At 38.7% G+C, this 12,393-nt stretch carries 12 protein-coding genes; 6 read left to right on the top strand and 6 right to left on the bottom strand.

Annotation, left to right across the window (positions count from 1 at the left end; genetic code table 11):
- Nucleotides 1–23: 23 nt before the first annotated feature.
- A complete protein-coding gene (locus tag I6L31_RS05790; RefSeq protein WP_005005209.1) occupies nt 24–788 on the top strand; it encodes a class I SAM-dependent methyltransferase in 765 nt (254 codons plus the stop codon).
- 19 nt (nt 789–807) lie between these two features.
- Nucleotides 808–1,458 (top strand): LysE family translocator, encoded by a 651-nt coding sequence (locus I6L31_RS05785; RefSeq protein ID WP_035272358.1) that lies wholly within the window; start codon nt 808–810, stop codon nt 1,456–1,458.
- A gap of 207 nt (nt 1,459–1,665) precedes the next feature.
- Here the strand turns inward: I6L31_RS05785 and I6L31_RS05780 are convergent, their stop codons facing one another.
- A complete protein-coding gene (locus I6L31_RS05780) occupies nt 1,666–2,124 on the bottom strand; it encodes a DIP1984 family protein (protein ID WP_005005207.1) in 459 nt (152 codons plus the stop codon).
- Between the two features lie 177 nt (nt 2,125–2,301).
- Between I6L31_RS05780 and I6L31_RS05775 the strand changes: the two genes are divergently transcribed.
- The gene (locus tag I6L31_RS05775) at nt 2,302–2,508 is read left to right on the top strand and encodes an NF038215 family lipoprotein (protein ID WP_005005206.1); all 207 of its coding nucleotides are present in this window, start codon (nt 2,302–2,304) and stop codon (nt 2,506–2,508) included.
- A gap of 49 nt (nt 2,509–2,557) precedes the next feature.
- On the opposite strand, the gene I6L31_RS05770 is transcribed toward I6L31_RS05775, so the two are convergent.
- The 3 genes from I6L31_RS05770 to I6L31_RS05760 all read right to left on the bottom strand — a co-directional run bounded on the left by I6L31_RS05770 (nt 2,558) and on the right by I6L31_RS05760 (nt 5,955).
- The gene (locus tag I6L31_RS05770; protein ID WP_371863913.1) at nt 2,558–2,902 is read right to left on the bottom strand and encodes a hypothetical protein; all 345 of its coding nucleotides are present in this window, start codon (nt 2,900–2,902) and stop codon (nt 2,558–2,560) included.
- 131 nt (nt 2,903–3,033) lie between these two features.
- Nucleotides 3,034–4,386, bottom strand: a complete 1,353-nt coding sequence (locus I6L31_RS05765) for an 8-oxoguanine deaminase (RefSeq protein WP_005005204.1) — start codon at nt 4,384–4,386, stop codon at nt 3,034–3,036.
- A gap of 201 nt (nt 4,387–4,587) precedes the next feature.
- A complete protein-coding gene (locus I6L31_RS05760; RefSeq protein ID WP_005005203.1) occupies nt 4,588–5,955 on the bottom strand; it encodes a nucleobase:cation symporter-2 family protein in 1,368 nt (455 codons plus the stop codon).
- 196 nt (nt 5,956–6,151) lie between these two features.
- Here I6L31_RS05760 and I6L31_RS05755 point away from each other — a divergent pair, with 196 nt between their 5' ends.
- Nucleotides 6,152–7,102, top strand: a complete 951-nt coding sequence (locus I6L31_RS05755; RefSeq protein ID WP_005005202.1) for an isopenicillin N synthase family dioxygenase — start codon at nt 6,152–6,154, stop codon at nt 7,100–7,102.
- Nucleotides 7,095–7,853, top strand: coding sequence for an alpha/beta fold hydrolase (locus tag I6L31_RS05750; RefSeq protein ID WP_005005201.1), 759 nt, complete (start codon nt 7,095–7,097; stop codon nt 7,851–7,853). The genes I6L31_RS05755 and I6L31_RS05750 overlap by 8 nt, the downstream gene beginning before the upstream one ends.
- Nucleotides 7,854–7,944: 91 nt before the next feature.
- Here I6L31_RS05750 and I6L31_RS05745 read toward each other — a convergent pair whose 3' ends face one another.
- Nucleotides 7,945–8,913, bottom strand: a complete 969-nt coding sequence (locus tag I6L31_RS05745; RefSeq protein ID WP_005005200.1) for an MBL fold metallo-hydrolase — start codon at nt 8,911–8,913, stop codon at nt 7,945–7,947.
- 96 nt (nt 8,914–9,009) lie between these two features.
- Between I6L31_RS05745 and I6L31_RS05740 the strand changes: the two genes are divergently transcribed.
- Nucleotides 9,010–10,077, top strand: a complete 1,068-nt coding sequence (locus tag I6L31_RS05740) for a hypothetical protein (RefSeq protein ID WP_005005199.1) — start codon at nt 9,010–9,012, stop codon at nt 10,075–10,077.
- Between the two features lie 65 nt (nt 10,078–10,142).
- Here the strand turns inward: I6L31_RS05740 and metG are convergent, their stop codons facing one another.
- Entirely contained in the window at nt 10,143–12,215 is a 2,073-nt protein-coding gene (gene metG, locus I6L31_RS05735; protein WP_323807941.1) for a methionine--tRNA ligase, read from the bottom strand.
- Between the last annotated feature and the right edge of the window lie 178 nt (nt 12,216–12,393).

Here is a 12,393-nt window from a genome sequence, read left to right as displayed (position 1 = left end):
CACTACTCAATGAGAAGATCAAAATGACCACACAACATGAAGTGAATCAGCAACAATATCAAGACAAAGCAAAGGCTTATCTAAATAGCTCAGTCCATGCACAAGGAGCAGAATTTAACAAAATACGTGAGGTTTTACAACAACAAGCTTTTCAACGTGTTTTAGATTTAGGCTGCGGTGGCGGGCATGTTACGTATCAGATTGCACCAGATGTGGAGCAGGTGATTGCTTATGACTTAACTGCTGAGATGGTGCAATTGGTGGTTGAACAGGCAAAGGCGCGCGGATTAAATAATGTCACGGGACAGCAGGGGGCAGCAGAACAACTTGATTTTGCAGATCAGAGTATATGTGCGGTTGTGAGTCGTTATTCTGCACATCATTGGCAGAATGTTTCACAAGCAATGAGTGAAATCTATCGTGTGCTTAAGCCTCGTGGAAAAGTGATATTTGTTGATATCTTAGGGAATCAACAACCTGTACTAGATACCTTTTTACAGAGTATTGAGATCATTCGTGATCCAAGTCATGTTCGCGATTATTCTTTAGCTGAATGGATGACATTTGCTGAGCGTGCAGGTTTTAAAATTGAGCAGATGCAAAAACAAAGTTTGCAGTTAAATTTTGCAAGTTGGGTCGAGCGAATGCAAACCCCAGCAGAAGCTGTGGCAACATTACGTTATTTACAGCAAAAAGCATCGGATGTGGTAAAAAATTATTATCAAATACAGCCAGATGGTTCATTTCAAAGCGAAGTCATGTATTTGGTTCTTACAAAGCCTGAGTAATGCGTTAAAATTCATGTCTATGATCACTGACGCTCTGGATACCCACGTGGATAGTTTGTTGCCTTTATTTTCTATTGCAATGGCGCTGATGTTAGGTGCAATGAGTCCTGGCCCAAGCTTTATCTATGTGGCGCAAAACTCGATTGCGAAATCACGTAAGCATGGTTTGTTCACCGCTTTGGGGACTGGCACAGGCGCGGCATTTTTTGGTTTGCTGGCAGTGATGGGTTTACAAGCAATCTTATTGGCTGTGCCGTCGGCCTATCTCATGCTAAAAATTGGTGGTGGGCTATATTTACTTTGGCTGGCTTATAAGATTGTAAAACATGCTAAATCACCCATTGAGATGGATGCCCAACAGCAACAAAGTATGAGTTATCAAAGTGCCTATCGTTATGGTTTGATTACCCAACTGAGTAATCCTAAAATCGCAGTAGTTCTTGCCAGTGTATTTACCGCCTTATTACCTAAAGAAATTCCAAATTATTATTATGTGGCATTACCCGTGATCTGCTTCGTGATTGATGCAGGTTGGTATTCGCTCGTCGCCTTACTTTTATCCTCTGAAAAACCGCGCCGTGTTTATATCAAAGCCAAAACTTTGATTGATCGAGTAACAGGTGGGATTGTGACGGTATTAGGTTTAAAACTCATTTTCTCAAGTCGTTAAGCTAAAATGTGGTGGGCATATTGTCAGTACGTGGTGGTCATTCGTCACGTGTTATAGATCATATATGCAATGTGCTGCGCCTAAAATGTAAAGATTTGGCGAAGCAGGCGCACTACTTCTATCAGACGGTTTGTGAATTTTAGACCTTACAAACCGTATAAAAAGGTCGTGTACTCGCCCAATATGCCCAGATTGATCATACTCAGTTTATTCTCTTAAATCTATCTGCCAGTTGGATGCCTGAATTTCAAGATTGATTAAACGTAAACTTTGACTGATTTCATCTGCTTGTTTTTGTAGCTTAGAAACAGAAACAGCTTTAATCCATTTAATTTCACGAACACTATAACGATCCGTATCTTTTTGCGTATTGTCTATTGCTTGCTGAATGATTCGATGTTCAGCGGTAAGTTGATCGCGCTGATTGAGGATATCGAGTAAAGCTTTTCCATTATTGGCTTGTGCTTGCGCATTGGTTTGATGGATTTTTTGTATAAGCTGAAATAATTGTTTATTCACCAGAACAGCTTCATCTATAAGTTGTTCTGGATCTTCACTGGGTGTATCTCCATCTTGCACGAGTACATTTTTATGAATACGTTGCTGCAAGGAAAGGAGTTTTTTCTGCAAATCACTTCTGAGCAATAATGCTTCTGCAAGCTTCATAAAAACTCAATATATGGGTCTAAATAAAATCATCATAAAATGAAAAAACATCGCTGTCCGTTTCAGAACGTATATATCTACATTTGAATGATATAATTTGAAATGTTTTTTTGCTCATAATTTAAACAGGTTGTGATAATCTGACGATAAAAATAATGAAAATAATCAGGTGGTCGTATGAAAAGGATATTTCTATATGTCTTGGTTGTGAGTTCCAGTGTTGCTGTGGTGGGATGCGATATGAGGGCAAAAGTTCAGAGCGAAAGTATTCAATCTTCTACATCCGCGCGAAGTATGAGTATCGCGGGAATGCCTGTCTATGACAAAGATTTTAAATTAGCGCCATTATTGGCAAACGATACTCACCTTAAGCAAAATCAATAATCAAATTTAAAAAGCAAAAGAGACGTTTCAACGTCTCTTTTGCAGAATATTACTTTTTACAATTTGGTTGGGCAGTATCAATAATTTGAGTACCTTCGACACGATAGCCAATTTGACCAAAAATAAATGCTTGATTAAGCTGAGTAATGACTACATCTGATAATGCAACTGAGCATGGGTTTTTTTCAATAGCGCGATCAACAGCAGTTTTGAAATTTGGAATACCTAATGGGAAAAGGACCACAGGAACTTTATCTTCGCCTTTTACACGTTCGCCTTTTACAAATTGATTTGAGTTCATATTATAGTTTTTTGTTGAAGCAACTGTTAAATCTGCTACACGAACTGCACAGCCTGAAAAAACAAAGCTTGATGCCATTAAACTTATCATCATAATTTTTTTCATGAATTCACCCATTTTGCTTAAGTTTTTAGAACGGGGTATTTTATGTAATTTTATGTAAAAAACAAGGGCTGAAAATATATTTATCTACTATTTACAGCCCTTATTTAAATTCAAAAAATTTAAGCCGCTAGTAATTTCTTGGCAGCTAAACGATGTTCAGCTTGTAGCTTCTCAATATCAACACTGAGTAATTGACGATCTTTGACAACCCACTTGCCGCCGACCATGACATTTTCGGCTTGATCTGCCCCGCACAGCAGCAATGCTGCAATTGGGTCATGACTTCCTGAAAATTTTAGTTCATCCAGTTTATATAAAGCAAAGTCTGCCTGATGACCAACTGCGATTTCCCCCAAATCATGTTCACGGCCTAATAATTTTGCCGAACCCTGAGTCGCCCAGCCAAATGCTAATTCTGGCGTAATTCGTTCTGCACCATATTTAAGACGTTGCAAATACATGGCTTGACGAGTTTCTAAAATCAGATTTGAAGCATCTCCAGAAGCAGAGCCATCAACACCTAAACCAATCGTTGCACCCGCCTGCATTAAATCAAGAGTTGGGCAAATCCCAGAGGCGAGACGCATATTAGAATGCGGACAGTGACAAATCCCGACACCCGCCTGACCTAAACGTTGTATTTCCTCAGCATTAAAATGAATGCCATGCGCGAGCCATGTTCGATCACTTAACCAACCAACGCTTTCCAGATAATCTACCGTTCGCATACCAAACATTTGTAGACAAAAGGCTTCTTCATCTAGCGTTTCTGCCAGATGAGTATGCAAACGCACATCCAGACGCTGCGCCATTGCTGCACTTTCGCGCATAATCTCAGGTGTGACTGAAAATGGAGAACATGGTGCAAGCGCAATATTAACCATGGCACCTGCACCGCGCTGATGGTATTTCCCAACAAGACGTTCTGAATCCAGCAAAATTTGATCCATCTGCTGCACTGTCTGCTGTGGAGGTAAACCGCCTGATTCTTCACCCAAGCTCATGGAACCACGCGTCAGCATGACACGAATCCCTAACTCTTGTGCTGCTTGAACTTGGATATCAATGGCATCGGTTAATTGTTGTGGAAATAAATAATGGTGATCGGCCGCGAAAGTACATCCAGACATGACCAATTCTGCTAAAGCCACTTGGGTAGCAAGATGTAATTGTTCAGGTGTTAATTTTGCCCAAACGGGATACAAATTTTTTAACCATGGAAATAATGGTGTATTCACCACAGGCGCCCATGCACGAGTTAATGTTTGATAAAAATGATGGTGGGAATTGATCAACCCTGGAATAACGACACAGTCTTGGGCATCAAATGTTTGATCGATAGGTTGAGTAGGGGCTTGGCCTTGTGCAACCAGTTCAATAATTTGACCATTTTCAATCACAATGCCATTCGTTGCATCCTGCTGATTGGCGGTAAAAATAGCAAGAGGATGTTTGATCCAGAGACGTGACATAGCAGATTTCGCTCAAATATTTTTATATTTGAAAAGCAATGCTTGTACCAAGATTCAGTTTTTACACCATGCTAGATAATTGATATAAATCAATAGATATAGTGGGATATATGACTATGGGGCGCTATTCTCATCAAAAAAAATGCCAGTCGTTTTAACTCGACTGGCATTCCACAAAGTACGGGTTTGAAGCAAATGATATCAGGAGTGATTTTCAGCAGTTGCCGCGACTTCTGGTAAATTACTTACTTGTGGTTTTTTTCCTACATGTAAGTGATTAAAGAACAAATTAAGTAGAACAGCCATGATACAGGTAATACTGATACCAGAATGAAATAGGGTTTGTACCGCATCTGGCATTGCATGGAAGAAATCAGGGCAAATCAGTGGAATAAGTCCTGCTGCAAGTGAAACGGCGACGATAATTAGATTGGATTGAACTTGATAATCGACTTTAGACAAGGTACGAATACCACTGACTGCAACACTACCAAACAACACCAAACCAGCGCCACCCAGTACAGGCATTGGAATAGAAGCAACGAGACGACCAAATACAGGAAGTAAACCCAGTACCACTAAAATTCCACCCGCAGTGGCAACTACAAAGCGACTTTTGACTCCTGTAATGGCAACCAAACCCACATTTTGTACAAATGCACATTGCATGAAGGCACCAAAAAGAGGGGCAAGTGCGGATGAAAGCATGTCTGCACGTAAACCATCAGCGATACGTTTATTGTCAACTTGGGTATCTACAATTTCACCAATTGCGAGCAAACTAGCTGTGGTTTCAGTCAAAATCACAATCGTAACAATACTCATGGTTAAAATCGCAGGCCATTCAAACACTGGCATACCAAAGCCTAAAATATTAGGCAATGCGACCCATGCACCATCACTGACTTTAGAAAAATCAGCCAAACCTAATGCAAACGCAGCAATCGCACCACAAAAGATGGAAAGTAGAACGGCTAAACGTTTGATGGCTGGAGTACCAAATTTGGTGAGCAGCAATAAAACAAATAAGGTAAAAGCTGCCAAACCTATATTTTCCATTGAACCCCAGTTCGCAGCTTTAGGATTGCCACCCATCATCCAGCGAATCGCCACTGGTAAAAGTGAAATTCCGATAATGGCAATAATGGAACCTGTAACGATTGGCGGAAAGAATCGTACAATTTTGGAAAAAAATGGTGCAATAATGATCCCGAAAATCGAACTCACCATAATTGCACCAAGAATGGCCTGAAAACTGCCCCCATTTGAACCAATTGCGATCATACTGGCAACGGCTGCAAAAGAAGTCCCTTGTACAATGGGAAGTTTAGAACCGAACCATTTGAAACCCAGCGTTTGCAGTAAGGTTGCTAGTCCCGCCACTAAAATAGAAGCAGTAATGAGCAAACCAATATCTGCCTGAGATAGCCCAATACCAAGACCTACAACCAGTGGTGCTGCAATTAGACCACCGTACATGGTCAAGACATGCTGAAAACCATAAGTTAAGTTTTTACCCATTCCAAGATGTTCATGTTCTGGAGATGCGGTTTTAGTTTCATCGTTCATATCAAACCCTTTCAACTTTGTGTGTATGGCAAGAGTAAAATTTGCAACATGCATGCCATCTTCTAATTATTTAAATAAACATGAATTTTAAAATATGAAAAAACATATAACAGTGATGGACACTATCGGTGGCACAGCAATTGCTCAATCCTGAACAGGTACAAGTCATATATAAGTCTAGGCAATGGAGTAAGGTATGAGTGTTTCAATTCCTGTGATTGATATATCAGGTCTATTTAGTGCTGATGTGAAAGAGCGTCAGATGGTCGCGCAACAGATGAAACAGGCATGTGAAGATAAAGGCTTTTTTTATATTTCAAATCATGGAATTGCCACTGAATTACAACAGGCAGTTTTTAAACAAAGCAAACAATTCTTTGATTTGCCCATGAACGAAAAAGAAAAAGTACATAAGAAAAACTCAATTGCCAATCGGGGTTATGAACCTTTAAAAAACCAAACGCTAGAAGCAGGAACGCCCGCTGATTTAAAAGAAGGTTTTTATTCGGGGCGGGAATATGCCCAAGAAAGTAAAGAGGTGCTAGCTCAACGTTTTAATCATGGGCCCAACCAATGGCCTACACAGTTTCCAGAATTTGAATCTACGATGCAGCGCTATCAGGCTGAACTCGAAGTGTTGGCTAAACATTTGATGCGTGGTTTAGCTTTGTCATTGTCACTAGCAGAAAATTATTTTGATGATTTCTGTCATGATTCATTGGTGACTTTACGCTTATTACATTATCCACCACAACCTGCAAATCCCGAGCCAAATGAAAAAGGCTGTGGGGCGCATACCGATTTTGGTGCATTAACCTTATTGCTTCAAGACCAGCAAGGTGGTTTGCAAGTTTGGGATCAAAACAGTGAAAGCTGGATGGATGCGCCACCGATTGAAGGAACGTATGTAATTAATCTCGGAGATTTAATTGCACGTTGGACCAATAATCGCTTTAAATCGACTTTGCATCGAGTGATTAATAAATCAGGCAAACAGCGTTATTCGGTTCCATTTTTCTTTGGTGGAAATCCAGATTATCAAGTGCAATGTCTGCCTAATTGTAAAACTGAAAACGAACCTGCTTTATTTGCACCGACAACAGTCGAAAAGCATCATATTGAAATGTATCGGAGAACCTATGGCTAAGCATATTGTATTGGTACACGGTGCTTGGCAAGGAAGCTGGTCCTTTGACTTGATCAAGCCATTATTGGAGCAAACGGGCTGGCAAGTACATGCTGTTGACTTGCCTGATAATGGTTGGAATAGTGACACTCAACTTACTGCCAATCAGGACAATTACTGTGATTTTGTTGTGCAGACGATTCAAAAAATTGGTGAACCTGTCGTATTGCTCGGACATAGTGGCGGGGGCTTAACCATTTCAGCAGTAGCAGAAAAAATTCCAGATTTAATTTCAAATCTCATTTATTTAGTTGGGATGATGCTGCCGTCAAACATGTCATTTCTGGATTTTAAAAAACTGTGCGAGCAGCATTTTCCAGATGAGGATTTTGCTGGAATTTCCCCTTATCTGAGTTTTACTCAAGAGGGTTATAGTATTGTGAGTCCTGAAGGTGCGAAGAAAATCTTTTTGCAAGATTGTGATGCAGAACTTGCAGAAAAATTGATTGCAAAATTACGACCACAACCAGAAACAGGACGAGATTTAAAGCCAGTATTAACGCCTGAATGTTTTGGTCGTGTGCCGCGAATTTATGTAGAGGCGCTTTATGATCAGTCGTTATTGATCAATATGCAGCGTTTGATGCAACAGTTACAACCTGATCATTTACAAGTCATTAGCATGCAAACAGGGCATGTACCTCAAGCGATTCAACCTCAATTACTAGTTGAAAAGCTGACTCAATTATTTACTGAAAAAGTGCCTGTTTGATACAAAATATGATTGAGGAAAATCAATTGGGCAAAGTGATTTTCCTCTTATGAAATAATAGAAAAGATTGATTTTAATTTAGAAGAGCGGGTCAATCTTTAAAATGCACAGGAATCCACTGATAGCTTTTGCCATCTGCTGAATATATATGACCAATTCCAGGAAATGGTAAATGTGGCGCAGCAATCGTCTGACCATTTTTGGCAAAATTGGCAAATTGTTTTAAGCGGGTTTGGACGGCTTGTTTTGCGTCTATATCATATTCAATTGCGGTTTCAGGTCGGTCAAACTGAATCGTATGTGAATGGACAATATCTCCAATAAATACGACTGTTTCAGCATTGGTTTTAAGTTCATAACTAAAATGCCCTGGTGTATGTCCCGCCGTGTTAATCACTTTAAATCCCTGAATTTCATCACCGAGTTTATAGGTTTTAAAGCGTTGTTTGATCTGATAAGGTGCTAAAGCCGCCTTGATTTTCTCCACTGTACTTAAATAGCCTGCACGTTTGGCTTGTGGTATTTTCTCGGCTTGTTTGGGGTCTAACCAATAATTGGCTTCATCTTGTGATACATACACTGTGGCATTAGGAAAATTCGCTTTTCCATCTTTGCTGATGCCACAGACATGATCTGGATGTAAATGAGTGAGTAAAATACTATCGACTTGTTCAGGTTGATAGCCTGATGCTTTTAGGTTAGTTAAAACTGAACCTAAATGTGCGCCAAAACAACTTGCTGCACCACTATCGACCAGAACCAATGATTTACCCGTATTGACCAAAAAGGCATTCACAGAGGTTTGTACGCCTTTGTCTTGATCGGCATAGTATTTCTTTAAAATCTCATGAACCTGTTTTTGTGGAATATCTTTAAACAGCGTAGGCGACATAAAGTTTGTGCCGTCGAGCAGGGCAGTGATTTGTGTATTACCTGATTGATATTGATAGTAACCTGCGACTTGTTTTTGAGGTGGAATAGTAGGTTGAGCCGCGTAAATAGCGCTCACGGTTGCTGTGCTTAGAGTTAGTACTAGGAGTAGTGATTTTAAATTTTTCATAGGATTCTTATAAAATTAATGACATAAGTATTTGTAACATATTGTCTTAAATTTTTCATGACTATAAGATAATCAATTATTGAATAAGAGTAACTTATGAACGAACCAGAATACTCAGGTAAGCCTTTAGCATATTTAGATCAAAATATCTTAGATTTATTCACTGAACCTAAGTGTTTGCTATCCAAGGAATCTGAGCTATTCCAATTTTTAAAAAATGAAGTTCAAGCTGTTTATTCTCCTACTACTCTCGAAGAAATATATCGATCAGTTATTAATGGGAAAAGTAGTGTTTATGGTTTAGCCTTTTTAGATGTACTTAAAGAATTGAATGCTCATTTTATTACTTTAATAACTGAGAATGGTGACGTAACCAATACTATTTTTAGGTCTTGGGAAGAGCCTTTAATACATTTTAACCAATTTATAGAAAATAACTATTTAAATAAATTTGTACATCCATTGAAAAATAATTTATTTGCAATATTTGGTGGAATTAAGGATTTTAACAAATTTGAAAATGAGCAAATTGATAATTTAAATAATTTATTGATATTTTTGGAGAGTTCTCTAAAATTTCTAGAAAGTTATGAGAGTAAAGATGAATATATTTTATCTGAAATAGAAAAGTATAAAGTTGAAATTCCTAAACTTAGAATGCAACAAAAAGAATATGAATCATTTGTTCAATTATCAGTACAGCATTTAGAGGATGCTAATAAAGAACAAGCAGCATATAAAAAATTTAGAGACTCATTGAAAGTCGATCTTAATCATCTAAGAAAAATTGAATTTCCAAATGTTTTAGTGCAAATATGGAAAATGTTGCAAAAAAATAACGCCGAATTAGTTAATTTTGAGTTAGATGATTTTTTTCAACTGAAAAAAGGATTTAATTCAGAAAGTGAATTTTATATTTTTCAAAAAGTTAATCAGATTTATACAATGTTAAATCTGATTGGTTATCATCAGGATGAAGGTATACATAATAAAGAAAAAAGATTTATTGCTTCGTTTAGTGATATGTCTCACGCTTCCTATGCTTGTTTTTGTGAGTATCTGTTTACAAGAGATAAAAATTTTTCCATCAAAGTTAGTGTGGCATATGAATATTTAAATGTGGCTACACAAGTTGTAAACATCGAGGTTAATTCTACCCCGTGAACAAATTTATTCTAAAATTAAAAAAGCCTCTACATCAGTAGAGGCTCTCATTTAAAAACGATAGATTAAGACACTTTATCACCCGCTTTAGCACCAGACTCAGGTGAAATCACCCAAACCCCTTCGCCATTACCCGCAGCAAGTACCATCCCGTTAGAAATACCAAAACGCATTTTACGTGGAGCAAGATTCGCCACCATTACCACTAATTTGCCTTTTAAGTCTTCTGGCTGATAAAACTCACGGATACCACTAAACACATTGCGCGGTTCAGCTTCGCCGACATCTAAGGTGAGTTGCAGCAATTTATCAGAACCATCCACGATTGCTGCTTCAAGCACTTGCGCCACACGCAAATCCACTTTTAAGAAATCATCAATTTTAATGATCTCAGAATTATCCGTTGCAGCAGGCGCTTCAACTTTTTTCTCAGTCTTTTTGTCTTTTTTCTTTTCTGCTTTAGGTGTTTCAGTCGTAGCAGCTAAAGAATCTTTAGATGCATCGACCATTGCAGTCACCGCTTTCGGATCAACACGTTGCATTAATGGTTCAAACTGAGCAATTTCATGGCTAGCTAAAATCTGCTTGCGCGATGCAAAATCAAAACTTTCGAGTTGTAAGAAAGCCTGTACTTGCGTTGCAAGCGTTGGCAATACTGGCGCAAGATAAATCGCCAATTGACGGAATAAGTTGATACCAACAGAACACACCTCGTGAACTTGTTGTTCTTGGCCTTCCTGTTTTGCCAGCGCCCACGGTTTTTTCTCATCAATATATTGATTGGCACGATCTGCAAGCGCCATGATTTCACGAATGGCGGAACTAAACTCACGCTCTTCATAAGCTTTGGCAATCGAATCGCCTGCATCAATAAAGCTTTGAACTAGATCAGATTCCACACAGTTTGCAGATAGAGTATTGTTAAAATCTTTATTGATAAATTTGGCACAACGACTGGCAATATTCACGACTTTGCCGACCAAATCTGAGTTTACTTTTTGAATAAAATCATCCAGATTCAAATCCGAATCTTCAACTTTATCAGATAGTTTAGAGGCAAAGTAATAACGCAAATATTCAGGATTTAGATGCTCTAAATAAGTTTCAGCCTTGATAAATGTGCCGCGAGATTTCGACATCTTTTGACCATTGACCGTCAAAAAGCCATTTACGAATAAACCTGTTGGCGTGCGGTAATTTGCACCTTCAAGCATTGCAGGCCAAAACAATGCATGGAAATAGACAATATCTTTACCAATGAAGTGATAGACTTCATTTTCACTGTCTTTTTTCCAGTAATCATCAAAGTTTAAGTCTGGACGTTTGGTTTTTATATAGTTTTCAAAACTTGACATATAGCCAATCGGCGCATCGACCCAGACATAAAAATATTTATTCGGTGCATCTGGAATTTCAAAACCAAAATAAGGCGCATCACGGGAAATATCCCAGTCTGCCAAACCTGCTTCAAACCATTCATCTAACTTGTTGGCAATTGAAACTGGTAAGCGACCTTCGTCACGTGTCCATTTTTGCAAATATTCAGAAAAATTTGGCAGTTTAAAGAAGTAATGATCAGACGATTTTTCGACAGGTGTTGCACCGCTTAGGGTCGAACGTGGATCGATCAATTCAGTGGCATTGTAGGTTGTACCACAAACTTCACAGCTATCGCCGTACTGATCTGGCGATTTACATTTCGGGCATGCGCCTTTAATAAATCGATCTGATAAAAACATCTGTTTTTCAGGATCAAAAAGCTGTGTCACAGGGCGAATAGCAATATTATTGGCATCACGGTTTTTGAGATAAATTTCCTGTGATCGTGATTTGTTAGTTTCGCTATGGGTTGAATCATAATGATCAAAACTAATTCCAAAACCAGAAAAATCACGTTCATGTTCTTTTTGAACATTGGCAATTTGCTGCTCTGGACTAATACCATTGGCTTCAGCACGAAGCATGATCGCTGTGCCGTGAGCGTCATCCGCGCAGACATAAGTCACATCATGTCCCATTGCACGCATGGCACGAACCCAGATATCCGCTTGGATATAACCGAGTAAATGACCCATATGGATCGGACCATTGGCATAAGGAAGGGCATTGGTGACTAAAATTTTACGCACGGATTTCATTCTCTCATTCGTATTCATCAGAAGATCAATGATTTTACTTGAACAGCAGAGGAAAATAAACTTAAAGCATAGGTTTAAAGCTTTGTCCCGAAGGCTATCGCCAAAAATAGCCATAAATGTCGTAATGAAACTGAGTAAGTGAGTAACGATTTCTTTCGTTGCATGCCTTGTTTATTAT

This window comes from Acinetobacter septicus, from assembly GCF_019355975.1.
GTDB classification, from domain to species: Bacteria; Pseudomonadota; Gammaproteobacteria; order Pseudomonadales; family Moraxellaceae; genus Acinetobacter; species Acinetobacter ursingii.
The sequence above is the reverse complement of the archived record's forward strand: the minus strand, read 5'-3'. Positions and strand labels throughout refer to the sequence as shown.